This is a genomic window from Azospirillum mesophilum (genome assembly GCF_053470405.2).
This window is the reverse complement of the sequence record NZ_JBPXMQ020000001.1, coordinates 231234-253492: the sequence shown is the minus strand read 5'-3', so window position 1 is coordinate 253492 and position 22259 is coordinate 231234. Positions and strand designations below refer to the sequence as shown.

General features: G+C 69.6%; 18 protein-coding genes. 8 read left to right on the top strand and 10 right to left on the bottom strand.

The genetic code is table 11. The features are described from left to right. Nucleotides 1-11 precede the first annotated feature (11 nt). Nucleotides 12-1175, bottom strand: coding sequence for a ribonuclease Z (locus tag ACSVC7_RS01180; RefSeq protein WP_448204005.1), 1164 nt, complete (start codon nt 1173-1175; stop codon nt 12-14). A gap of 20 nt (nt 1176-1195) precedes the next feature. Between ACSVC7_RS01180 and msrA the strand changes: the two genes are divergently transcribed. The 3 genes from msrA to ACSVC7_RS01165 all read left to right on the top strand — a co-directional run bounded on the left by msrA (nt 1196) and on the right by ACSVC7_RS01165 (nt 4751). Further along, complete coding sequence (gene msrA / locus ACSVC7_RS01175; RefSeq protein ID WP_448204004.1) at nt 1196-1837, top strand: peptide-methionine (S)-S-oxide reductase MsrA; 642 nt, start codon at nt 1196-1198, stop codon at nt 1835-1837. 236 nt (nt 1838-2073) lie between these two features. Then, nucleotides 2074-2775, top strand: coding sequence for a PAS domain-containing protein (locus tag ACSVC7_RS01170; protein ID WP_448204003.1), 702 nt, complete (start codon nt 2074-2076; stop codon nt 2773-2775). After that, nucleotides 2772-4751 (top strand): DNA translocase FtsK, encoded by a 1980-nt coding sequence (locus ACSVC7_RS01165; protein ID WP_448204002.1) that lies wholly within the window; start codon nt 2772-2774, stop codon nt 4749-4751. The genes ACSVC7_RS01170 and ACSVC7_RS01165 overlap by 4 nt, the downstream gene beginning before the upstream one ends. A 45-nt stretch (nt 4752-4796) precedes the next feature. On the opposite strand, the gene ACSVC7_RS01160 is transcribed toward ACSVC7_RS01165, so the two are convergent. From ACSVC7_RS01160 to ACSVC7_RS01145, 4 genes are all read right to left on the bottom strand, one after another. Continuing rightward, complete coding sequence (locus ACSVC7_RS01160) at nt 4797-5267, bottom strand: DoxX family protein (RefSeq protein WP_448204001.1); 471 nt, start codon at nt 5265-5267, stop codon at nt 4797-4799. A gap of 314 nt (nt 5268-5581) precedes the next feature. After that, a complete protein-coding gene (locus ACSVC7_RS01155) occupies nt 5582-6049 on the bottom strand; it encodes a Dps family protein (protein WP_448204000.1) in 468 nt (155 codons plus the stop codon). A 211-nt stretch (nt 6050-6260) separates the two neighbouring features. Beyond that, nucleotides 6261-7973 carry a methyl-accepting chemotaxis protein gene (locus ACSVC7_RS01150; protein WP_448203999.1) on the bottom strand — a complete coding sequence of 571 codons (1713 nt, stop codon included), beginning with the start codon at nt 7971-7973 and terminating at the stop codon, nt 6261-6263. Between the two features lie 67 nt (nt 7974-8040). Beyond that, nucleotides 8041-8538 carry a cache domain-containing protein gene (locus ACSVC7_RS01145; protein WP_448203998.1) on the bottom strand — a complete coding sequence of 166 codons (498 nt, stop codon included), beginning with the start codon at nt 8536-8538 and terminating at the stop codon, nt 8041-8043. Nucleotides 8539-8968: 430 nt separating this feature from the next. Here ACSVC7_RS01145 and ACSVC7_RS01140 point away from each other — a divergent pair, with 430 nt between their 5' ends. After that, complete coding sequence (locus tag ACSVC7_RS01140; RefSeq protein ID WP_448203997.1) at nt 8969-9916, top strand: ketopantoate reductase family protein; 948 nt, start codon at nt 8969-8971, stop codon at nt 9914-9916. Nucleotides 9917-10087: 171 nt separating this feature from the next. Continuing rightward, on the top strand, nt 10088-12127 hold the full coding sequence (locus tag ACSVC7_RS01135; RefSeq protein WP_448203996.1) for an elongation factor G: 2040 nt from the start codon (nt 10088-10090) through the stop codon (nt 12125-12127). A 181-nt stretch (nt 12128-12308) separates the two neighbouring features. On the opposite strand, the gene ACSVC7_RS01130 is transcribed toward ACSVC7_RS01135, so the two are convergent. The 3 genes from ACSVC7_RS01130 to ACSVC7_RS01120 form a co-directional block, all read right to left on the bottom strand. Further along, entirely contained in the window at nt 12309-13514 is a 1206-nt protein-coding gene (locus ACSVC7_RS01130; protein WP_448203995.1) for a pyridoxal phosphate-dependent aminotransferase, read from the bottom strand. A gap of 95 nt (nt 13515-13609) precedes the next feature. Then, the gene (locus tag ACSVC7_RS01125) at nt 13610-15616 is read right to left on the bottom strand and encodes a sensor histidine kinase (protein WP_448203994.1); all 2007 of its coding nucleotides are present in this window, start codon (nt 15614-15616) and stop codon (nt 13610-13612) included. 167 nt (nt 15617-15783) lie between these two features. Continuing rightward, the gene (locus ACSVC7_RS01120; RefSeq protein ID WP_448203993.1) at nt 15784-17877 is read right to left on the bottom strand and encodes an ABC transporter substrate-binding protein; all 2094 of its coding nucleotides are present in this window, start codon (nt 17875-17877) and stop codon (nt 15784-15786) included. A gap of 200 nt (nt 17878-18077) precedes the next feature. Here ACSVC7_RS01120 and ACSVC7_RS01115 point away from each other — a divergent pair, with 200 nt between their 5' ends. Then, nucleotides 18078-18506 carry a c-type cytochrome gene (locus ACSVC7_RS01115; protein WP_448203992.1) on the top strand — a complete coding sequence of 143 codons (429 nt, stop codon included), beginning with the start codon at nt 18078-18080 and terminating at the stop codon, nt 18504-18506. Between the two features lie 172 nt (nt 18507-18678). On the opposite strand, the gene ACSVC7_RS01110 is transcribed toward ACSVC7_RS01115, so the two are convergent. Further along, nucleotides 18679-19398, bottom strand: coding sequence for a cytochrome b/b6 domain-containing protein (locus ACSVC7_RS01110; RefSeq protein ID WP_448203991.1), 720 nt, complete (start codon nt 19396-19398; stop codon nt 18679-18681). A gap of 187 nt (nt 19399-19585) precedes the next feature. Between ACSVC7_RS01110 and ACSVC7_RS01105 the strand changes: the two genes are divergently transcribed. Both ACSVC7_RS01105 and ACSVC7_RS01100 read left to right on the top strand, forming a co-directional pair. Next, nucleotides 19586-19834: a DUF4170 domain-containing protein gene (locus tag ACSVC7_RS01105; protein WP_448203990.1), complete on the top strand. Its 249-nt coding sequence runs from the start codon at nt 19586-19588 to the stop codon at nt 19832-19834. Between the two features lie 141 nt (nt 19835-19975). Next, complete coding sequence (locus tag ACSVC7_RS01100) at nt 19976-20500, top strand: metallophosphoesterase family protein (RefSeq protein WP_448203989.1); 525 nt, start codon at nt 19976-19978, stop codon at nt 20498-20500. A 4-nt stretch (nt 20501-20504) separates the two neighbouring features. Here ACSVC7_RS01100 and ACSVC7_RS01095 read toward each other — a convergent pair whose 3' ends face one another. Beyond that, a complete protein-coding gene (locus tag ACSVC7_RS01095; protein WP_448203988.1) occupies nt 20505-22196 on the bottom strand; it encodes a methyl-accepting chemotaxis protein in 1692 nt (563 codons plus the stop codon). Nucleotides 22197-22259: the final 63 nt, after the last annotated feature.

Sequence of the window (22259 nt, the reverse complement as noted above, 5' to 3'; positions counted from 1 at the left end):
GGAACCTTGGACTAAACGCAAGATGAGGGGCGAAGGCTCCCGCTAAAAAACAGCGGCTTTGCAGCGCGGAAGGCTGTTTCCACCTCCTGCCGCATCGTCTCCTCGTCGCCCAGGTAGCGGGGGGAGAAGTGGAAGGGCACGACCCGCCGCACGCCCGCCGCCGCGGCCAGCCGCCCGGCCTGATCGGTGGTCAGGTGGCGCCGGGCGGCGGCGTGCTCCGCGTCGGCGGCGCGGAAGGGCGCCTCGATGAACAGCAGGTCGACGCCGCGCGCGAGGTCGAGGATGCGCGCGGCGTTCTCCGCCGTGAAGGCCGCGTCCACCACATAGGCGATGGACTGCCCGGCGGTGACCGACAGCGCCCGTGCCTTCAGTTGCCCCAGCGGCAGCATCACCGTCCCGCCGTCGCGGCCGGGGGCGGCGATGGGAACCTCGTCGGACTCCGCCCGGAAGACCGCGCGCTTCAGGTCGCGCAGCCAAGGCCCGACGGCGAGCCCCAACTCCTCCAGCCGGTCGCGGAAGACGTTGACGTGCGCCGGCTCCTCGATCCGGTAGGCGAGGCTGGGGATGCCGTGGTCGAGGGTGGCGGCGCGGACGCTCAGCGTGTCCTCCGCCACCAGCAGGCCGCCGTCGATGCGGGTGTCCCGCTCCGCCTCGCGGGCGAAGCTGCGGCGGCTGTGGAACTCGGCGGTGCGGGCGGTGCCGTCCTCCTCCACGGCGGTGGCCGTCACCACGAAGTCCGCCGCGTAGCCGGGGGCGAGGTTCCAGCTGTAGGCGGCGAACTTCCCCGCCACCCGGTCCACGAAGCCCGGCGGCCCGAACAGGTGCAGCGCCTTCTCCCGCCCCAGGCAGACGCGCAGCAGATGGTCGAAGCCGGCGAAATGGTCCATGTGGGTGTGCGAGACAAAAGCGTGCGTGGTCCGCAGCAGCATGCGCGGCGGCACCGGCGACAGGTCGCCGAGGTCGAGCAGCAGGCACCGCCGCTCGAACCGCACATCCACCAGGACGCCGGGGTCGCCGAAGGGCGGGTTGACCAGTTGCGGATGCAGCAGCGGGTTCAGCGGGTCACCTCCACGCCGGAGACAACCGGCCGGTGCCCAAGCCGGTTCCCCAACCGCTTCCCTGGAGGAGCGGCCTTGCCGCCGAAGCTCCGCGACCCGACATAGGCTGCTGAACATAGGCCATGGGAGGAGTCCTGATGCTCGGAATGTTCCTGCGCAAGCCCCTCGGGCTGCCGAGCGCGGAAGAGGCCTTGCCCGGCCGCGACGCGCCGATGCCGGTCACGTCCCGCCACCACGTCAACGGCAACCCGCTGACCCCGCCCTTCCCCGCCGGCCTGGAGGTTGCCGACTTCGGCCTCGGCTGCTTCTGGGGGGCGGAGCGCAAGTTCTGGCAGGTGCCCGGCGTGTGGGTGACGGCGGTCGGCTACCAGGGCGGCCACACGCCCAACCCGACCTATGAGGAGGCCTGCTCCGGCCGCACCGGCCATGCGGAGGTGGTCCGCGTCGTCTACGACCCGGCCAAGGTCCGCTACGAGGATCTGCTGCGCGTCTTCTGGGAGGCGCACGACCCGACCCAGGGCATGCGCCAGGGCAACGACGTGGGCACCCAGTACCGCTCCGCCATCTACACCCACACGGACGCCCAGCGGCAGGCCGCCGAGGCGAGCCGCGACGCCTATCAGGCGCGGCTGGGCGAGGCCGGCTTCGGCCCGGTGACCACGGAAATCCGCGAGGCCCCGCCCTTCTACTACGCCGAGGACTATCACCAGCAGTATCTGTCCAAGAACCCGGCCGGCTACTGCGGGCTTGGCGGCACCGGCGTGAGCTGCGCGATCTGAGGCTTGCGGTCGCCCCCACCCTTCCCACGGCTCCCTCTCCTGCGAAGCGCGGGAGGGTTAGGGTGGGGGCAACCGCACCCACTGCGACATCCGCGCGACAGGGGTAGCCCGACGCGCGCGACGGGCGCCCTCGCGGTTGCGTGGGCCCTCCCCTTCCGGGTATGGTTCCGGCGGTCCATGAAAGCTCCAGGGGGCAGCCCCGCGGGGCGCCGCCCGAGAATTCCGCACCCAAATCGATGATCAAGGAAAGAACCGAGCTGGCGACGCCGCACCTGAGCGGCCTGCTCGACTTTTGGCTCACCAAATGCATCGGCGACAAACCGCCGGTGTCCAGCACGATTGCTCCGGCCGACCTGTGGCCGTGGAAGGACAACATTGTGATTTTTGAAGTCATTGGAGAAGATGACTTCGTCTATTCCTATTACGGCAAGGCTCTGGCCGAGGCGTTCGGCCATTCGCGCCTGGGCGCCACGCTGGACGAGCTGCCGGAAGAGCAGCGCGCCATCCTGCGCCCCGAATACGAATCGGTCCGGCGGGAGCGGCTGCCGGTCGCCCGTGTCTACACGGCCGACTTCAACGGCGTGACGCGGACCTGGGAACGGCTGGCCCTGCCCATGTCCAGCGACGGCGAGCTGATCGACAAGCTGCTGGTCGCCGCCTACGAGCTGACGGACGGCGATGCCCCGCTCGCCGAGCAAGCGCCACTGGACGATATTCCGGAGGAAGCTTCGGACATCACGGAAGAGCCGCCCGCCGAAGAGCCCGTTGCCGAGGCCGTCGCGGACGATCCCGCCGACGGCCCCGCCGACGAACCGACAGCCGAGGGCGAGCCCGATGAGGACGAGCCTGACCAGGGCGAATCCGACACGGGCCCGTCCGACGACACCGATCCCGCCAAGCCCCTCTCCACCGACCTGAATCCGGGAGCCCCGGCATGACGCCGCGCACGCCCCACCTGATCGCCCCCATCACCCAGTCCGGGGTCGTCACCGCCGACGAGTTCAATCTGTGGTGCGCGCTGAACGGCCGGCCCTTCAACCTGATCCCCAACGCGCGTCCGGACGGCCGCGTGCTGTGGGACGTGGAGGTGCTGCCGGGAACGCCGCGCGCAGGCACGGTCTATTCGACCAACCTCGCCGACGAGGCGCTGGCGGTGGTCGCCGGCTTCGCCTTCCTGTCGGGCGTGGAGTGGGCCTACGAGGCGCGCGAGCCGGTGGAGGAGCCGACCCCGGCCGCCATGGCCGCCGCCGTTCCGCCGTCGGAGCCTGAACTGGAAGCTCCCGAGTCTCAGGAAGAGGCCGAAGTCGAGCCGGAGCTGGTCGAAGCTTATGCGGAGTCCGAGGAAGCCGAGCCGGTCGCCGTCGCCGCGCCGGTAAGCCTCGCCGACTTCCCGCAGGCCTACGCCCTGCCCGCCGTCACCCTGTTGCAGAGCCCGCCGCCGCGCCCGCCGCAGCAGCATGACGAGACGGTTCTGGCCCGCAACGCGCGGATGCTGGAAACGGTGCTGAAGAACTTCCGCGTCCGCGGCGAGATCATGGACGTGCGCCCCGGCCCCGTCGTGACGCTCTACGAGTTCGAGCCGGCGCCCGGCACCAAGTCCGCCACGGTCATCAACCTGACCGACGACATCGCGCGGTCCATGAGCGTGGTCACCGCCCGCATCGCCATCGTGCCCGGCCGCAGCGTCATCGGCGTGGAGCTGCCGAACCCGGTGCGCGAGATGGTCTATCTGCGCGAGATGTTCGACCACGAGAAGTTCCGCGACAACGCGCAGCAGCATCTCGCCATCGCGCTGGGCAAGGACATCAGCGGGGAGCCGGTGGTCGCCGACCTCGCCCGCATGCCGCACCTGCTGGTGGCCGGCACGACCGGTTCGGGCAAGTCGGTGGCGATCAACACGATGATCCTGTCGCTGCTCTACCGCCTGCCGCCGGAGCGCTGCCGCTTCATCATGGTGGATCCGAAGATGCTGGAACTGTCGGTCTACGACGGCATCCCGCACCTGCTGACCCCCGTGGTGACCGACCCCAAGAAGGCCGTCGTGGCGCTGCGCTGGGCCGTGCGCGAGATGGAAAGCCGCTACGAGGCGATGTCTAAGCTCGGCGTGCGCAACATCGAGGGCTACAACGCCCGCATCGCCGAGATGATCGCCAACGGCGAGAAGATGCCCAAGCGCACCGCCCCCGGCGAGGCGGAGAACGTCTTCGACCTGACGCCGCAGGAGCCGACGCCGCTCCACTACATCGTCATCGTGGTCGACGAGATGGCCGACCTGATGCTGGTGGCGGGCAAGGACATCGAGGCGGCGATCCAGCGTCTGGCGCAGATGGCCCGCGCGGCCGGCATCCACCTGATCATGGCGACGCAGCGTCCGTCGGTGGACGTCATCACCGGCACCATCAAGGCCAACTTCCCCACACGCATCAGCTTCCAGGTCACCTCCAAGATCGACAGCCGCACCATCCTGGGCGAGGCCGGGGCGGAGCAGCTGCTCGGCCAGGGCGACATGCTCTACATGGCCGGCGGCGGCCGCATCACCCGTGTCCACGGCCCCTTCGTCTCCGATTCGGAGGTCGAGGAGATCGTGCAGTTCATCAAATCGCAGGGCGCACCCAACTACGTCACCGCGATCACCGAGGAAGAGGAAGAGGCCATCGCGGACGAGGACGACGAGGGCGGTGGCGGCGGCGCCAGCGGCGACGACCTCTACATGCAGGCCGTCAACCTCGTGGTGCGCGAGGGCAAGGTGTCGGTCAGCTTCATCCAGCGCCAGCTTCAGATCGGCTACAACCGCGCCGCCCGGCTGGTGGAGCGGATGGAGACGGAACGGGTGGTCGGCCCCGCCAACCACCAGGGCAAGCGCGAGGTTCTGCTGTCCCCCGCCGGCCTCTCGGCCAAGCGCGCGGGGGCGTAACAAGGGGGCGCAAGGATGAACTTCCTGCTGGAGCGGTGAGGTGACTCACCGTCGGCGCAGGCCGTCCAGGCTGAAACGCCCGGCCCCGGCGGCGACCAGCGCGAAGAAGCCGCCGATGATGGCGACGTTCTTCATGAACTGGATGCGCTGCATCGGCTGGGCTTCCGGCGGCAGTTCCCAATAGCGGTGGGCGATCAGCGTCGCCATGATCGTGAAGACGATCACCGCCGCGGCCGCCAGCCGCGTCCAGAGCCCCAGCACCACGGCCAGCCCGCCGAAGAACTCCACCGCCCCGCCGAGTGCGGCCAGCAACGTGGGGGCGGGAAGCCCCTGCGACGCCAGGCTGCCGGCGAAGCCGCCGAGATTCATCAGCTTGCCGAAGCCGCTCTGCACGAAGATCGCGCCGATCAGCAGCCGGGCGACCAGCAGCAGAAGGTCCTGGCTGCCGATCGCCGTCCGGTCCACCCAACCGAGCCGCGTGGCGTCATGTGTCCGGTCGTAATCGTAAGAAGCCATGTCGATTGCCTCCACCCTGCGGTTGGAACGACAGGCGATGCGGTCGATGCGTGCGCGCCGTTGGGGCGCGCCGATCCGCAGCGGATGAAGCGTGCAAGCCCCTCTCCCTTGAGGGGAGAGGGGTTGGGGTGAGGGTGGCGCCGGCCGAAGGCCGGCAGGAAACGTATGTCCCCGCCCTCCGGGCGGGTAACGACCCCTCATCCCAACCCTTCTCCCCCAAGGGGAGAAGGGCTTCCCAACCAACCGCCGACCTTGTTTCTTCTTAGCGCAGCTAAACCTCGCATCTGACACATTTCAACTCGAAGGAAAACAGCCTACTCCAGCAGGCTGCGCAGCATCCAGGCGGTCTTCTCGTGGATCTGCAGGCGCTGGGTCAGCAGGTCGGCGGTCGGCTGGTCGTTTGCCTCGTCAGCCGTAACGATGACCTGGCGGGCCGTGCGGGCGACCGTCTCGTGCCCTTCCACGAGCTGACGGATCATCTCCTGCGCCTTGGGAACGCCGGGCTCCTCGTTGATGGTCGCGAGTTGGCCGAACTGCGAGAAGCTGCCGGGCGCCGGGAAGCCCAGCGCGCGGATGCGCTCCGCGATCTCGTCCAGGGCGTTCCACAGCTCGGTGTACTGCTCCATGAACATGGTGTGCAGTGTGTTGAACATCGGGCCGGTGACGTTCCAGTGGAAGGAGTGCGTCTTCAGGTACAGCGCGAAGGTGTCGGCGAGCACGCGGTTCAGGCCCTCGGAAATGGCCTTCCGGTCGGTGTCCGCGATTCCGATGTCGATCTGCATGACTGTCTCACCCTCCGTCTGATCGTTTTCCGTTCCGTGCTGCCCATCAGGCTACGCTTGGCCATACGCCCGGTAAAGCGCCTATTTTAGAATAGTTCTAAAAGCAGCGTTGCAGGGGGCGCATGCGGAAACGGCCCACCCCGACAAGCTTGGGCGGGCCGTTCGCGGGTCAAGCCTTGGCGAAAGCGGTGCGGCGGAGAAACGGGCCGGATCAGCCCTGGCGCAGGCGGCCGATGAACTGCTTGACTTCGGTGCCGAGCGTCGCGGCCTGCCCGTCGAGCCGTTCGGCGGCTTGCAGGACCTCGCCGGCTGCCGCGCCCGTCTCGCCGGCGGTGTCCGACACGGCGGCGATGTTGCGCGACACCTCGCCGGTGCCGGCGGCGGCCTCCTGCACGTTGCGGGCGATCAGGTGGGTGGCGGCGCTCTGCTGCTCCATGGCGGCGGAGATGGTCGCGACGACCTCGTTGATCGACACCACCGTATCCCCCACCCCCTTGATGGCGCCGACCGCGGCGTTGGTCACCTGCTGCATGGCGGCGATCTGGGCGGAGATGTCCTCGGTGGCCTTGGCCGTCTGGGTGGCGAGGTTCTTCACCTCGCTGGCGACGACCGCGAAGCCCTTGCCGGCCTCGCCCGCCCGCGCCGCTTCGATGGTGGCGTTGAGCGCCAGCAGGTTCGTCTGCGCGGCGATGGAGTTGATGAGGCCGACGATCTCCCCGATGCGGTTGGCCGCGTCGGACAGGCCGACGACGTGGCCGTTCGTCTCCTCCACCGACCGCACGGCATCGCGCGCCATGTCGAAGGAGCGGCGGACCTGCCCGCCGATCTCCGCGATGTTGGCGCTCATCTCCTCCGCCGCCGCGGCGGCGGTCTCGACGCTGGACCCGGCCTGCTGGCTGGCGGTGGCGACGGCGGCGGCCTGCTCCGTCGTGGCGGTGGCGCGTTGCAGCATGCCGGCGGCGTTCGTGCGCATCCGGTGTGCGCCCGCCCCCACCTGCTGCACCACCTCGCTCACCCGCGCCTCGAACAGGTCGGCCAGTTCGTGGATGGCCCGGTGCTTCTCGGCCTCGGCCTCCGCCTTCTGGCGCTCCTGCGCGGCCTTCAGCGCCTCGACCTCGCGGGCGTTGGTCTGGAAGACCTGAAGCGCGCGGGCCATGGCGCCGATCTCGTTGCGCATCCAGGTGCCGTGAATTTCGACGCCGAGCTGCCCGTCGGCCAGCGCCGTCGTGGCGTGCGACAGGCGTTGCAGGGGCCGCGTGATGGAACGCGCCAGCACCAGCCCGGCCGCCGCCATGCCGGCCAGCAGCGCCGCCATGACCAGCGCGAAGCGGAGGCGGGCCTCGGCCGCGGCGTCGCGCGCGGCCTGGTTGGCCTGCTCGGCGGAGCGCGCGATGGCGCCCTGGGCGGCGATGATGCGGTCGGTCAGGCCGGCGAACTGCTCGTCCACATGGCCCATCATCGGGATGCCGATCAGCCGGTCGATGGCGGCCATCTGGTTCATCTCGTCCACCGCCTTGGCGTAGGCGTCCAGGCGGCGGCCGATGTCGGCCAGCATGGCGCGCTCATCCTCGGCCAGCGGCATGTCGCGCAGCGCCGCGATGGTCTTGCGCGCCGCCCCGACGTTGGCGGCGATGGCGTCCCGCATGCCCTGGAGCTTCGCCTCCTCCAGCCCCGAACCGGCCAGCGCCAGATGGCGCGACACATCGGAGTGGATTCGGTAGGCGGTGGCGACCAGCCGGTCGATCTCCCCCTGCCGCCCGGCCGCCGAGCGGTGGATGGCGTCCACCGAAGCGACCGCCTGTTCCGACTGCCGGTCGGCCAGCCACAGGGCGCCGACCGTCAGCGCGATGCCCATCAGCGGCGCCACGAAGACGCGCGCCGTCACCGACGCCCCCGACAGGCGCGCCCCGATACCTCCGCTCATCCCCGTTCCCCCGTGCTGTGTCCCGGCCGCCCCCTGGAAGCGAAAGGTCCAGGGTGGGCGGGTCGGCTTACTTGTAGATGCCGACGTAGGCGACCAGTTCCTGGCCCGGAACGCGCTTCACGTAGGTGATCTTCGGTTCGATCTTGTTGCTGGCCGGGTTCAGCCAGCGGTATTCGACCCAGCCCTCGCCCTTGTCCTTGGCCAGCGCCAGGATGTCCTGGACGATGAATTTGCCGTCCGGGTCCTTCACGTTGACGACGCTCTGCCCCACACCGGTCGGGCGCGGCGGGTAGACCTTCCACACGCCGGCGAAGTCGATGACGTTGACGTAGATCTCGCCCTGCTTGAACTCGCCGTCGGCGTTGAAGGCCTTGGCCGCCTCGTCCAGGCCCTTGGCCGCGATCAGGTCGGCGGCCTTCAGCGTGATGGCCTTGGCGTTCTCCTGCGTCGGCTTCTGGTCCTGGGCGAAGGCCGGCGTCGGCGCGAGGCCGGCGGTCGCGGCGATTCCCCCGGCGGCGCCAACGGCGATCAGCCCGGCGAACAGGGCGCGGATGAGCGTGTGCATGGAACTTCCCCCAAAAGCGTTTGGCAGGCCGGTGGTGCCCCGGCCATTCCATCGTTGTTCGGGCACCCGCGCGGGAACGCGTCCGGGGTGCACCGTTGGTGCGTATATTAGCCAAATATTGCAGGAGTTTGTCCGGCCCATTTTGCCACGGTTACGCAAGGTTGCCGCACTGCAACATTGCCGCGCACCCGGCAGGCGACAGTCCGGCACAAAAAATCAAGCCGTCTGAAATACATAGGAATGACCGGTCACCCAGGCTGACCGCGATTCCACCCTGTGCGGCCTATTGCCGCGACGGCCATTGCGCGCCACACTGTTTGCGCACAACACTGTTCGCTTGCTAACACCGCTTTCGATGTCACGGGACGACAAGGCCAGCCCACGAAACGGAGCCGGCCGGCCCGGACCGCTTCAAGGGAGGAATACACGCATGCGCATCGCAGTCATGGGTGCGGGCGCGGTCGGCGGTTATTTCGGCGCCCGCATCGCTGCGACCGGCCAAGCGGCCGGAGATGCCGCCGGGAACGTTGAGGTGCATTTCATCGCCCGTGGCCGGCACTTGGAGGCCATCCGCGCCAACGGGCTCCGCATCGACAGTCACGCCGCCCCGCTGCATCTGGCCGACGTCCGGGCCACCGACGACCCGGCGCGGGTCGGGCCGGTGGACGTGGTGCTGTTCGCGGTCAAGCTGTGGGATACCGACGCGGCGGCGGAGGCCTGCCGGCCGCTGCTGAAGGCGGACACCCTGGTCATCCCGTTCCAGAACGGCGTCACCAGTCTGGACACGCTGTGCCGCACCCTGGGCGAGCAGCATGTGGGGGGCGGCGTCGCCCACATCGCCGCGACCATCGCCGCCCCCGGCGTGATCCGCCACACCGGCGCGCTCGCCCGCCTGACCTATGGGGAACTGGACGGCGCCCCCTCCCCCCGCCTCGCCGCCTTTCACGAAGTCGCCTCGAAGGCGGGCTTCGAGGCCACCCTGTCCCGGTCCATCCTTCCGGCGATCTGGGAGAAATTCACCTTCCTGGCCCCCTTCAGCGGCGTCACCGGCCTGACCCGCCAGCCGGCCGGGGTGATCCGCCGGGTGCCGGAGACGCGCGCCCTGTTTCTGGACGCGGTGGCGGAGGTGGCGCGCATCGCCCGCGTCCGCGACGTGGATTTGGGATCCGACATCGTGACGCGCGTCGAGGGCCTGCTGGACGCCCTGGTGCCGGAGATGAAGTCCTCCATGCTCAACGACCTGGAGCGTGGCGGGCGGCTGGAGCTGCCCTGGCTGTCCGGTGCGGTGGTCCGGCTGGGGGCGGAGCTGGGGGTGCCCACCCCCGTCCACAGGGTGATCGCGGCGGCCCTGGCGCCCTACGCCGACGGCCCGCCCTGACAAGGACTTCCCCACCGGGGGGCGGCGTGACGACATGCCGCCCCTTTTTTCCATCGACAGGTCCCCCGGCGCGGGTGGACCATGATCTTGAAAGAGCACGGTTTTCCCAGAAACGTCATCCATCGGGCCGCGAACGGGGCCCTGCGGGAGAGAGCCATACGGGAGGTGTGCATGCCCCATACACAGATCCAGACGGCCCGTTGCGCCGCCCTGGTCGGCCCCTATCTCAGCGGCAAGACATCGCTGCTGGAAAGCCTGCTGTCGGCGGCCGGGGCCACCACGCGCAAGGGCAGCGTGCGCGACGGCAACGCCGTCGGCGACAGCTCCGCCGAGGCCAAGGCCCGGCAGATGAGCGTGGAGGTCAACGTCGCTTCCTTCGACTATCTGGGGGAACGCTGGAACATCCTGGACTGTCCCGGTTCGGTGGAACTGGTTTGCGAGACGCAGAACGCCCTGATGGCCGCCGACGTCGCCGTGATCGTGGCGGAAGCCGCCCCGGAAAAGGCCGTGCTGCTGGCCCCGCTGTTCAAGTTCCTGGACGAGAACCGCATCCCGCACCTGCTGTTCATCAACAAGGTCGACGCGCTGGGCGACCTCCGCGTGCGTGACGTGGTGCAGGCCTACCAAGCGGTGTCGGAGCGCAAGCTGGTGCTGCGCGAGGTGCCGATCCGCGAGGGCGGGAAGATCGCCGGCTTCGTCGATCTGGTCAGCGAGCGCGCCTGGCACTTCAACCCGCACAAGCCGTCCGAGCTGATCCAGATCCCCGACAGCCTGAAGGACCGCGAGCACGAGGCCCGGCAGGAAATGCTGGAGGCCGTCGCCGACTATGACGACGCCCTGCTGGAAAAGCTGCTGGAGGACGTCGCGCCGGAGACCCAGGAGGTCTACGACCGCCTCGCCAAGGAACTGGCCGACGACCTGATCGTGCCGGTCTTCTTCGGCTCCGCCGAGAACGACAACGGCATCCGCCGCCTGCTGAAGGCCCTGCGCCACGAGGGGCCGGGCGTGTCCGTGGCGGCGGAGCGCGTGGGCGTTCCGGCGGATGCGGCGGTGGCCGCGCAGGTCGTGAAGACGCTCAACGGCTCGCACGCCGGCAAGCTCAGCGTCGTGCGCGTCTGGCGCGGCACGGTCAGCGACGGCATGACGCTGGGCGGGGAGCGGGTGTCCGGCGTCTTCCGCATGATGGGCCACAACCAGGACAAGCTTTCCGCCGCGTCGGCCGGCGACGTGGTGGCGCTGGGCCGGCTGGAGAAGGCGGCGACCGGCGACCTGCTGACCGACAAGGGCAACCTGGGCAAGCCGGATCTGTGGCCGGAGGTTCCCTCGCCGGTCTTCGGGCTGGCGCTGCACGCCCAGAACCGCAACGACGAGGTGAAGCTGACCGCCGCCATCCAGAAGCTGGTGGAGGAAGACCCCGCCCTGAAGCTGGAGCAGTCCACCGACACCGGCGAGCTGGTGCTGTGGGGCCAGGGCGACATCCATTTGCAGATCGCCATGGACCGGCTGCGCAACAAGTTCAACGTGTCGGTCAAGGGCGTGCCGCCGCAGGTCCCCTACAAGGAGACGATCCGCAAGGGCACGTCGCACCACGCCCGCTACAAGCGCCAGACCGGCGGCCACGGCCAGTTCGCCGACATCCATGTGGAGGTGAAGCCCCTGCCGCGCGGCAGCGGGTTCCAGTTCGAGGACGGCATCGTCGGCGGCGTCGTGCCCCGCCAGTTCATCCCGGCGGTGGAGACCGGCGTGCGCGAATATTCGGTGCGCGGCCCGCTGGGCTTCCCCGTGGTGGACTTCGCCGTGAAGCTGACCGGCGGCCAGTTCCACGCGGTGGACAGCTCCGAAATGGCCTTCAAGACGGTGGCGCGCCAAGCGATGACGGAGGCCCTGCCGGGCTGCGAGCCGGTGCTGCTGGAGCCGATCCTGAACGTGTCCATCGCCGTGCCCAGCGACTTCACCTCGAAGGTGCAGCGCCTGATCAGCGGCCGGCGCGGCCAGATCCTCGGCTACGACGCCCGCCCCGGCTGGCAGGGCTGGGACGAGGTGAAGGCCTACCTGCCGCAGTCGGAAGTCCATGACCTGATCGTGGAACTGCGGTCCCTGTCGCTGGGCGTGGGCACCTTCACCTGGACCTTCGAACGCTTGCAGGAACTGACCGGCAAGGCGGCGGACAAGGCCGTGGAGATGAGGAAGGAGATGCTGGCCGCGTCGTGAAGATATGGGTGGGGGAGAGCGCGAGCCGCGTAGGTTGGGTTGAGCACAGCGAAACCCAACATGACCGCAAACGGACAAGTGTCGGGTTTCGCTGACGCTCAACCCAACCTACGGATTTTGCAAACGAAAAGGGCCGGAGGCGATGCCTCCGGCCCTTCGCACATCATTGTGCCCGCGAGGATCAATCCCGCAGGTTGGCGCACGCGCGCTGGATGCGGCGGCAGGCCTCTTCCAGGGCTTCCGTGCTGGTCGCGTAGGAGATGCGGAAGTGCGGGGCGAGGCCGAAGGCCGAGCCCTGGACGACCGCGACGCCTTCCGACTCCAGCAGATAGGTGACGAAATCCTCGTCGGTCTCGATCACCTTGCCGTCCGGGGTTTTCTTGCCGATGGTGCCGGCGCAGGACGGGTAGACGTAGAAGGCGCCTTCCGGCTTCGGGCAGTTGATGCCCGTGGCCTGGTTCAGCATGGACACCACGAGGTCGCGGCGCTGGCGGAACACCTCGGCGCGCTCCTTGATGAAGTCCTGCGGGCCGTTCAGGGCCTCCACGGCGGCGGCCTGGGAGATCGAGGTCGGGTTGGAGGTCGACTGGCTCTGGATCACGCCCATCGCCTTGATCAGCTCCTTCGGGCCGCCCGCGTAGCCGATGCGCCAGCCGGTCATGGAGTAGGACTTCGACACGCCGTTCACGGTCAGCGTGCGGTCGTACAGCTTCGGCTCGACCTGGGCCGGGGTGACGAACTTCAGGCCGTCGTAGAGCAGGTGCTCGTACATGTCGTCGGACATGATCCAGACATGCGGGTGCTGGACCAGCACGTCGGTCAGGGCCTTCATCTCGTCATAGGTGTAGGCCGCGCCCGACGGGTTCGACGGGGAGTTCAGGATCAGCCACTTGGTCTTCGGCGTGATCGCCTTCTCCAGGTCGGACGCCTGCAGCTTGAAGCCCTGCTCGGCCGGGCAGGAGACGAACACCGGCGTGCCCTCGGCCAGCTCCACCATGTCCGGGTAGGACACCCAGTAGGGGGCCGGGATGATGACCTCGTCGCCGGGGTTCAGCGACGCCATCAGAGCGTTGTACAGCACCTGCTTGCCGCCGACGCCGACCGAGATCTGCTCCGGCGCGTACTTCAGGCCGTTCTCGCGCTCGAACTTGGCGCAGATGGCCTTCTTCAGCGCGGGCGTGCCGTCCACGGCGGTGTACTTGGTGTCGCCGGACTCGATGGCCTTGATGCCGGCGGCCTTGATGTTGTCCGGAGTGTCGAAGTCCGGCTCGCCGGCGCCGAGGCCGATGACGTCGCGACCGGCCGCCTTCAGCTCGCGGGCTTTGTTGGTCACGGCGATGGTCGGCGAGGGCTTGATGCGCGACAGACGGGACGCGATGATCGACATGGCGGGCTTGCCCCTATGGCGATTGGTGGCAGAAATCGGGTGGGTTGTAACGAGACGCGGGACCTTACTTCCGCATTATCCGTGTTGCAAGCCGATCACTCCGCCGCTTGCGCGCTTTCCTGAAGAACGCGCGGCAGGCGCAGCGTGAAGGTCACACCCTGGCCCGGCGTGCTGGCCGCGCTCAGCTGCCCCTTCATCGGCCCGGTCACGATGCTGTGCACGATGTTGAGGCCGAGCCCGGTCGCCCCCGCCTCGCGCCGGGTGGTGAAGAAGGGATCGAAGATCCGCGGCAGATGCTCCGGCGCGATGCCCCGTCCGTCGTCGCGGTAGGTCAGTTCCACCAGCCCCGAACCCGACAGAGCGGCGCCGATGCGCAGCGTGCCCACGTCCCCCTCGGCGAAGGCGTGGGTCAGGGAGTTCATGATGAGGTTGGTCACGACCTGGCTCAGCAGGCCCGGATAGCCGACCATCTCCAGCCCCGGCGGGCAGTCCAGCTCGATGCGGTGCTGCTGCCGGCGCAGGGCCGGCGACAGGCTGGCGACAATGTCCTCCAGATAGCTGCGCAGATCGAACGCGCGCAGCCGTTCGGAGCTGCGGTCGGCGGCCACCTGCTTGAAGCTTTGGATCAGGGCGGCGGCGCGCTCCATGTTCTGCAGCAGCAGCCGCGCCGATTCGTCCGCCACATCCAGGTAGGCGGCCAGTTCGGTCTTACGCAGGCCGCCCAACTCGACCCGGCCGCGCAGATCCCGCGTGCGCTCGGCGAGGTGCGAGGCGGCGGTCACCGCGACGCCCACGGGCGTGTTGATCTCGTGCGCCACCCCGGCCACCAGCGCCCCCAGGGAGGCCAGCTTTTCCGACCGCACCAGCTCCGTCTGCGCGCGGTTCAGGCTGTCCAGCGTCTCCTGAAGTTCGGTGTTGGCCCGGGTCAGGGCGGCGGTGCGCTCCTCCACCCGCTTTTCCAGGATGCGCCGCGCCGCGCGGTGCAGGGTGATGTCGCGGCCCGTGCCGCGGTAGCCGGTGAAGCGGCCTTCCGGGTCCCGCACCGGCAGGCCGGACAGCCGCGCGTAGTAGGACTGGCCGCGCGTGTCGGTCCAGGTGACGTCGAACTCCGCCACCGGCTCCCGCCGCTCCAGCCGGTCCATGAAGGCGCGCCAGCCGCCCTGCCACGCGGCCTCCACCCCCAGCTCGTCGGCCGGGCGGCCGATGGGCGACAGGGCCGGGCGCACCAGCTCGAAGAAGCGGTCGGACAGGGCGACGTAGCGCAGGTCCGCGTCCAGTTCCCAATACCAGTCGCTGGAGGCGGCGGCGAAGTCGCGGAAGCGGGCCTCGCTCTCGCGCAGTTCGGCCTCCGCCCGCGCGCGCTGGCCGGCCCGCTGGGCGAGGTCGCCGGCCATGCGGTTGACGCCCGCCTCCAGCACGCCCAGCTCGTCGGGACGGACGGGCAGCGGCGCCAGCTCGTCGCCCTTGGCGATGCGGCCGACGAAGGCGGTCAGCCCGCCGATGCGGCGCAGCACGGTCACGCGGAACAGAAGCACGATGATGGCCGAGGTCAGCAGCGCACAGAGCAGGGCCACCCCCGCCACGGTGTCGCGCAGCGCCGCCTTCTGCGCGGCCAGGGCGCCGGTGTTGACCTTGACGTAGGCGAACAGCGTCGGCACCTCCGCCCCGCGCATGAACAGCGGGGTGACGCAGAGCAGCGCGCCGCGGTCGCCCTCGTCCACCTCGATGATGGAGGGCTGGCGGGCGTTGCCGGAGAACCAGGCGGGGTCGATCCCCGGAAGCTGCCGGATGTCGCGGCCCAGATGGTCGGGGTTCAGGGCGTGGAAGACGTTCCAGTTGGCGCCCACCACCATGCCCTCTTCCAGCTCCTGCCCGATGAGGTGGGTGAGGGTGGCGCGGTCGGCGACCGCCTCGTAGGACAGCTCGCCGCGCTCCATCAGCGTGCCCGGCAGCGTGATGCGGTCGCGGGCGCGGAGGTCCATCTCCTCCGTCAGGCGGTCCAGGGCGATCCCGCCGACCAGGGCCAGCACCAAGGCCTGCACGACCAGCACCGCAAGGCCGATGCGGAAGACCAGGCTTCGGAACAGCGTGCGCACCGGCATCACCCCTGTACCGCCGGTGCCGGCGCCGGTCGCGCCGGCCGATCCGGCCCATGCGTTGAGCGAGGGAATTTCCTCGCGGCGAGTGCTACCACGGATGTGCGCTCGCCGGAAGGGATGAGCGGATTGCGCGAGCGCAGGGCGGTTTCCGTCGCGCAAGGGGTCATGATTCAGGGGGCGTCGATGTAATATTGGGCCGGGTTGGTGGGCGCCGGCGTCGGGTAGATCCAGGAATCCCACAGCATGCGGGGTACGTTGCGGAAGTCCTTGCGCGCCACCGCGAAGCGGGGAACGTCCGTGGCGATGCCGATCTGCACGAAGGCCTCCGCCACGCTGTCGAGAAGTTCCGCGACCAGCGCCTGCCGCTCCTCCGGTTCCTCGGCTTCCTGAAGGCGGCGGTGGATGGCCCATTGGTGCTTGACGGGCTCCGGCGGCTCCTCCGCGCCCGGCCCGGACGGGTCCTTCAGCCAGCGCACCCAGGCCAGGCCGAAGGCGCTTTCGTTGCTGAGCGGGATGTAGGCGTGAGCCTCCTGCACGGCGTCCATGCCGCCGTCGCCGGTGCCCGGCACGATGTCGAACCGCCCCTCGCGGACGCGCCTTTGAAGGGCGACGCGGTCCAGCGTCTCCACCACCAGCTCCACGCCGACCGCACGCCACTGGGCGGCAATGGCCGCGCCCACGGCCGCCTGATAGGGGCGGTCCCGCCGGGTGAGCAGCGTGAGGGACACCCGCCTCCCCTCCGCGTCCAGGCGGTAGCCCTCCCCGTCGCGCCGGTCCAGCCCCAGCGCGTCGAGCGCGGCGGAGGCGGCGTCTGGGTCGTGCTCCAGATACTGATGCGCCAGCCGGTCCGAATAGTTCGGGGACTCCCGCCGGGGCGCCACCTGCCAGGGCTCCCCCTGCCCGCCCAGCGCGTCGTCGATGACCGCCTTGCGGTCGATGGCGCGCGACAGCGCGATGCGCAGCGACCGGTCGGCCAGCAGCGCCCGCCGGGCCGGGTCGGGATGGGTCAGGTTGAAGACCAGCGGCATCACGTTGCTGCCCGCCGGGATCAGCGGCACCGTCCGGTAGCCGCGCGCCTGGAGATCCGGCATGTGGTCCTGCATGTCCCGGGTGCCGACGTGGCGGACCTGCATGCCGAGCCGCCCGGCGCGCAGCAGATCGGCCAGCCGCGCCGGCGAGGTTTCCAGAACCTCCACCCGGTCGATGTAGGGCAGCTGGTTGCCAGCCCGGTCCACCTTCCAATAGTACGGGTTGCGCAGCGCCACATAGCGCGGCGGGTCGCCGGGCTCGCGCCGCTCCAGCACCCAGGGGTCGAGCGTGGGCACCGGCTCCACGAGCTGGGTCACCGTCAGGTCCCCCACCGGCCGGCGCAGCAGCGAGGCCGGGTCGGAGGGGCTGCGCTGGATGCGGGCCTTCAGGCGGAACAACGCCCGCCAGTCCGTCACGCCGGCCGCCGCCAGCTCGGCGGCGATGCCCTCCGGGTTGTGGCGCGGGTGGAAGCGCGCCAGCGCGTGCCGGGGAAATTCGGTGGCCGAGGCGACGTTGTGGCCGGAGGCCATGGCCCGCAGGAACTGGCTGTTGGGCTGGGCGAAGACGAACCGCAAGGTCAGCGGGTCGGGCACCTCCAGCCGCACCGCGTCGGCGCCGGCGGGCAGCCAGCGCGGCCGCTCCTCCATCAGCTCCGGGTCGAGCAGCACGTCCTCGAACCAGAAGCGGATGTCCTCCGCCGTGAAGGGCTCGCCGTCCGACCAGCGCAGGCCGGGCCGCAGGCGGAAGGTGAACTGGCGGTTCCCGTCGGCGACCTGGACGGACTGCGCGACGTTGGGGATGACGCGGCGCCAGGACGGATCCCAGCGGACCAGCTGCTCGTAGCCCATGTTGCGGTAGAGCAGCAGGCCGTCGGCCTCCCCCACCATGGCGATGCGCCAGATGCCGCCGTAGGTCCCAACCTCCTCCTCCACCTGGATCAGGGCGGGGTTGGCGGGCAGCCGGTCCTTAATGGGCGGCAGCTCACCACGCGCCACCCGCGTCGCCAGTTCGGGCGATTCGTGGAAGAAGGCCGGCGCCGGGGCAGGAGGCGCCGGGGTGGGCGTTGGCGGGGTGGGCGTTGGCGGTTCTGCAGCGAGCGGCGCCGCGAGAAGAACGGTCAGAATGGCGGCGGACAGGCCCCGGACGGCATGGGGGACGGCACGGGCCGGCCAGCCGCGCGCGCCGAGCGCCCAAGCCCCAAGAATGCCGCACACGCGCCGCAACCCGTCACCCATCCCGTCCTCAGCCGAAATCGCCCCGCACCGGCCATTGCCGCGGGCTGCATCGATGGGTGCTTGTTAGCATTTTCGGCAAACAACGGGAAGTGGTCTTGCAACCACGGGTACGCGCGGCCCGGTCGTCTCTTGACAGCGGGATCAGCAGCGCGAGTATGTCCTCCGGTTTCGATCAACGCTCAGGCTTTTGGAGAATTCGCATGCTCACCCGCATCACGCTGGCCGCGGCGGCCGCCCTGCTGCTCGTCGGCGGCCCGGCGCTGGCCCAGGACACGATCAAGACCCGCAAGGACGGTTTCGAAGCCACCAAGAAGGCGATGGCCGAGATGAAGGACCTGCTGCAGGGCGACAAGGTGGCCCCGGTCGGCGCCGTGGCCCAGCGCGTCGGCGCCTTCGCGACCCAGTTGCCGACCCTGTTCCCGGCCGGCAGCGACAAGGGCGACACCAAGGCGAAGGCGGACATCTGGGCGAACTTCGGCGACTTCTCGACCAAGGCCAAGGACTTTGAATCCGCCGCCAAGGCCCTGGAGACGGCCGCCGCCACCGGCGACAAGGCCGCCACCGCCAAGCAGTTCGCCGCGCTGGGCGGCGCCTGCAAGGCCTGCCACGAGCGTTACCGCGCGGAGTAACGCTCCGCGCTCAGCCCTTCCCTCCTCATACCGTGTTCGGAAAGTTCTGACTTTTCGAACACGGTATCGGCCGCGACGGCGGCCGCGGCCCGCGAGGGCCGAAGCCTGCGTGGCGTGTGAAAGCAGCGGTCCGAATGTTTCGGACCGCGTATCAAGTGGGGGAAGGGCTGCCTCACCCCGCCTGGACCACGGCGGCGACCAGACCCACGGCGGCGGCCAGCACGGCCAACGCCACGGCGGTCGGCGTGCGCCGGGGCGGCGCGACCGCCGCGTCGGCGGGGATGGTCTTGCGGCCGGTGATCATCGGCCGGATCAGATTTTCCTTCTTCACCAGCAGATAGACCAGCACGGCCAGCACATGCACGGCGGCCAGCAGCAGGATGCCGTTCGCCAGGAGCCGGTGCAGCGTGCTGAGCGTCTTGACCGTCGCCGACGCGGCGAGCGGCACCAGCGGCCCGTCGACCAGAATGTCGTCGGAGGTGAACAGGCCGCTCGCCGCCTGGGTCAGCAGCGCGCCCAGCAGCACAACCACCATCAGCCCGCCCATAGGGTTGTGCCCCAGCGCCGGCGGCGAGGCCGGCCCGCCCTTGCCATCGCCCGCTCCCGCGCCGGACAGCCCGGCGGCGTAGGCCAGCACCGCGCGCGGCCCCTTCACGAAGTCGCTGAAGCGCGCCGTCTGGCTGCCGATCAGCCCCCAGACCAGCCGGAACAGCAGGAGCGCCAGGATCGCCTCCCCCGCCAGGGTGTGGGTCGCCATCCGGTCGAGCTTGGCGGAGGCCACCGCAACCGTCACCAGCAGGACGAGACTCCAATGAAACATGCGGGTCGGCAAGTCCCAGACGGTCACGTCGCGCGCAGCCGCCCGCCGAGTTGTGGTATTACCACCTGCCATGAATCAGCCCTCGCTTATCGTGTTCTTTGCTCATCTATGCCCAATTGCGATGCGTTTTGCCCGCATTTCCGCCGAAACGCGGCGGAAGGCGGTGGACAAGGCGTCACAGCACTGCATTGCACTTGAACGACAGCCCGTGAGGCGGATATGAGTTGACGCAAAACCAGCCTATAAGGATCTCAGCGTCATGCCGGACAAGCAGCAGCTCCTCCACCTCGTCTTCGGCGGTGAACTCGTCCGCCCCGATTCCGATCAGTTCGTCGACCCCACCAAGGTCCACATCGTCGGCATTTTCCCGAACTACGAGGAAGCCTACAAGGCGTGGCGCGGCGCCACGGGCGCGACCATCGACGATGCCCACACGCGCTATTTCATCGTGCACCTGCACCGGCTGCTGGATCCGTCGGCCGAAGGCCACGCCCACGATCACCACTGATCAGGCATCACTGATCGGCACCACCGGCCTGCATCGACCGGTCGGGATAAAGACGCCGGGACGGGTCGCACCCCGTTCCCCGGCCGCCGAAGCCGGCGCGGAGGGGAACCCTCCGCGCCCGCGGGGCGTTGACGGCCTGCCATGGCGGTCTTCTTCACCAGCGACACGCATTTCGGCCACACCGGCGCCCTCAGCCGCTTCCGCCGCCCCTTCTCGTCCGTGGCGGAGATGGACGAGGCCATGGTGGCGAACTGGAACGCCACCGTCGGACCGGACGACGCGATCTGGCACCTCGGCGACTTCGCCCTGCGCCGCACGCCCGACGAGATGGTGACCCTGCTCGACCGTCTGCACGGCACCAAGCACCTGATCACCGGCAACAACGACGGCCCCGCCACCCTGCGCCTGCCCGGCTGGGCGAGCGTCCAGGCCTACGCCGAGATCCTGGTGGACGACACTCGGCTGGTGATGTGCCACTACGCCTTCCGCACCTGGAACGGCATGTACAAGGGCGCCCTGAACCTGCACGGCCACAGCCACGGCCAGCTGAAGGGCATGCCCCGCCAGTTCGACGTCGGCGTGGACGTCTGGAACTTCCGCCCCGTCACCCTGGCCGAGATCACCGCCTCACGGCGGCGCAAGGCCAGGGACGACGGCAACAGGTAGGCTCCTACGCCGCCTTCAGCTCCTCCAGGAAGCGCCGCATCTGGGCGCGCAGATCCTCCGATTGCCGGGTCAGGGTGCGCGCGGCGCCCAGCAGGTCGGCGGCGGCGCGGCTGGTGGATTCAGCGTCGCCATGGATGTCGGTGACGTTGCGCGCGACCTCCTCCGTTCCGGCCACCGCCTCCCGCGTGTTCCGGCCGATGCGCTGGGTCGCGGCGGACTGCTCCTCGACCGCGCCGGCCACGGTGTTGGACAGCTCCTCCATGCGGCGGATGATGCCGGAGACGTCGCGGATGGCCTCGCCCGTTTCCTGGGCGACGCGTTGCACCTCCGCGATCTCCTGGACGATCTGCTCCGTCGCCTGGGCCGTCTGGTTGGCGAGCGTCTTCACCTCGCCCGCCACGACGGCGAAGCCCTTGCCGGCGTCGCCCGCACGGGCCGCCTCGATGGTGGCGTTCAGCGCCAGAAGGTTGGTCTGCTCCGCGATGGAGGAGATCAGCTTCACCACGTCGCCGATGGTCCGGCCGACGCTTTCCAGCCCGTCCACCAGCCGGGTGGAGCGGTCGGCGCGCTCCATGGCCTCGGCGCCGATCTCCCGCGAGACGCCGGCCGTGCGGCTGACCTCGCGCAGGGAGGTGCCCAGTTGCTCGGCGGCGGACGCGACGGACTGCACGTTGGACGTGGCCTGCCCGGTGGCCGCGGCCACGGCGGACGCGCGCCGGGTGGTGTCCTCGGCCATGCCGGTCAGCGCCTGCGCGGTGTCCTGAAGCCGCGTGGCGGCGCTCACCTGCGCTTCCAGCAGAGCGGCAATCTGCGTTTCGAAGCCGGCGGCGATGCGGTCGATGTGGGCGGCGCGCTCCTCCCGCCCCTGCGCCTCGCGCCGCTGCGCCTCCTCCAGGCGGGCACGCTCCTGGGCGTGCTCGCGGAAGGTCTCCAGCGCCAGTGCCATGGCGCCGATCTCGTCGCGGCGGTCACGATCGGGCACCGGGGCCGACAGGTTGCCGTTCGCCAACTCCTTCATCGCGGCCACCAACGCGGCGAGCGGCACCGTGATGCCGCGCCCGATCGCCGCGCCCGCGGCCAGCAGGACCAGCGCGATCGCCAGGATCGCCGCCCCGACCGACCAGCCGGTGGAGCGCAGGGCCGCGTCCACGTCGTTGAAATAGATGCCGGAGCCGACGACCCAGCCCCACGGCTCGAACAATTTGACGTAGGAGACCTTTTCCGTCTGCACGTCGCTGTTCGGCAATTTTTGCGAGTAGGACAGGAAACCGGCCTTGCCCGGCCCGGTCGCCGCCTGGACGAACATGCGGTAAACGAAGTCGCCGTCCGGCGTCTTGAAGTCCCACATGCTCCGGCCGACATCCTTCGGCCGCTTGGGGTGCGCAACCAGCGTGGCGTCGCTGGCGGTGTTAATCCAGAAATACTCGTCACCCTCGTAGCGCAATGCGGCGATGGTGTCCTTGGCAAGCTGCTGCGCCTGATCACGGGTCAACTGCCCCGCCCGCTCCTTCGCCTCGAAGCTCGCGGCGATGCCGGACGCGACTTCCACCAGATTGCGCAGCTTGGTGCGCCGGTCCTCCATCATGCGGCCGTGAATCGACAGCAGCACGATCAGAAGAACCAGCCCCAACCCGATCAGCGCGAGAACGGTCGGCAAATGAATCCGCAGGCCCAGGCGGATGTCCCTGAAGCGCATGGTGTCCCAACCCTGATTGTCCATCCATCCCCGGCTTCGTTTCCGAGGTCTGGACGGCGTCGT

Coding starts and splice junctions, on each gene's coding strand:
- ACSVC7_RS01180 (WP_448204005.1), bottom strand. CDS start 1,175: ATGTTCAGCAGCCTATGTCGGGTCGCGGAGCTTCGGCGGCAAGGCCGC.
- msrA (WP_448204004.1), top strand. CDS start 1,196: ATGCTCGGAATGTTCCTGCGCAAGCCCCTCGGGCTGCCGAGCGCGGAA.
- ACSVC7_RS01170 (WP_448204003.1), top strand. CDS start 2,074: ATGATCAAGGAAAGAACCGAGCTGGCGACGCCGCACCTGAGCGGCCTG.
- ACSVC7_RS01165 (WP_448204002.1), top strand. CDS start 2,772: ATGACGCCGCGCACGCCCCACCTGATCGCCCCCATCACCCAGTCCGGG.
- ACSVC7_RS01160 (WP_448204001.1), bottom strand. CDS start 5,267: ATGGCTTCTTACGATTACGACCGGACACATGACGCCACGCGGCTCGGT.
- ACSVC7_RS01155 (WP_448204000.1), bottom strand. CDS start 6,049: ATGCAGATCGACATCGGAATCGCGGACACCGACCGGAAGGCCATTTCC.
- ACSVC7_RS01150 (WP_448203999.1), bottom strand. CDS start 7,973: ATGAGCGGAGGTATCGGGGCGCGCCTGTCGGGGGCGTCGGTGACGGCG.
- ACSVC7_RS01145 (WP_448203998.1), bottom strand. CDS start 8,538: ATGCACACGCTCATCCGCGCCCTGTTCGCCGGGCTGATCGCCGTTGGC.
- ACSVC7_RS01140 (WP_448203997.1), top strand. CDS start 8,969: ATGCGCATCGCAGTCATGGGTGCGGGCGCGGTCGGCGGTTATTTCGGC.
- ACSVC7_RS01135 (WP_448203996.1), top strand. CDS start 10,088: ATGCCCCATACACAGATCCAGACGGCCCGTTGCGCCGCCCTGGTCGGC.
- ACSVC7_RS01130 (WP_448203995.1), bottom strand. CDS start 13,514: ATGTCGATCATCGCGTCCCGTCTGTCGCGCATCAAGCCCTCGCCGACC.
- ACSVC7_RS01125 (WP_448203994.1), bottom strand. CDS start 15,616: ATGCCGGTGCGCACGCTGTTCCGAAGCCTGGTCTTCCGCATCGGCCTT.
- ACSVC7_RS01120 (WP_448203993.1), bottom strand. CDS start 17,877: ATGGGTGACGGGTTGCGGCGCGTGTGCGGCATTCTTGGGGCTTGGGCG.
- ACSVC7_RS01115 (WP_448203992.1), top strand. CDS start 18,078: ATGCTCACCCGCATCACGCTGGCCGCGGCGGCCGCCCTGCTGCTCGTC.
- ACSVC7_RS01110 (WP_448203991.1), bottom strand. CDS start 19,398: ATGGCAGGTGGTAATACCACAACTCGGCGGGCGGCTGCGCGCGACGTG.
- ACSVC7_RS01105 (WP_448203990.1), top strand. CDS start 19,586: ATGCCGGACAAGCAGCAGCTCCTCCACCTCGTCTTCGGCGGTGAACTC.
- ACSVC7_RS01100 (WP_448203989.1), top strand. CDS start 19,976: ATGGCGGTCTTCTTCACCAGCGACACGCATTTCGGCCACACCGGCGCC.
- ACSVC7_RS01095 (WP_448203988.1), bottom strand. CDS start 22,196: ATGCGCTTCAGGGACATCCGCCTGGGCCTGCGGATTCATTTGCCGACC.